Genomic DNA, 336 nt, shown 5'->3' with positions numbered 1-336 from the left:
ACTCATTGCGGGATCAAAGCCACGAATCAGTTCTCCGCATTCTCGCGGAGAGCCTCCTTGGCGTCGTTCTTGACCTCGGTGGCCTTCTTGGCGGCCTCGGCTTTGGCGACATCCGCCTTGGCTTTGGCCTCGTCGAGCGCATCCCCGGCCTTGTCCACCAGGTCAGAGGCCTTGTCGGTAGCCTTGTCTTTGATATCGCGGGCCGTATCGGCAACTTTGCTGCCGGCCTGTTTGGCAAGATCCTTTGCATCATCGATCAAACTCATGGTTGCTCCTTAGTGCATGTATGCATGGAACTACTGAAATTGCTGACAATACTGTTCGATTATTCTTGAG

General features: G+C 54.5%; 1 protein-coding gene. It reads right to left on the bottom strand.

Annotation, left to right across the window (positions count from 1 at the left end; genetic code table 11):
• Window positions 1–26 precede the first annotated feature (26 nt).
• Entirely contained in the window at window positions 27–266 is a 240-nt protein-coding gene (locus EIK80_RS25245) for a hypothetical protein (RefSeq protein WP_014483708.1), read from the bottom strand.
• Window positions 267–336 lie beyond the last annotated feature (70 nt).

Origin of the sequence: Caulobacter sp. 602-1, from assembly GCF_003931565.1 — a bacterium.
GTDB lineage: Bacteria > Pseudomonadota > Alphaproteobacteria > Caulobacterales > Caulobacteraceae > Caulobacter.
This window is presented reverse-complemented; position numbering and strand designations above follow the sequence as displayed.

Bases quoted from the DNA above. Each gene is read 5' to 3' on its own strand.
- EIK80_RS25245 (WP_014483708.1), bottom strand. From the start codon at position 266: ATGAGTTTGATCGATGATGCAAAGGATCTTGCCAAACAGGCCGGCAGC.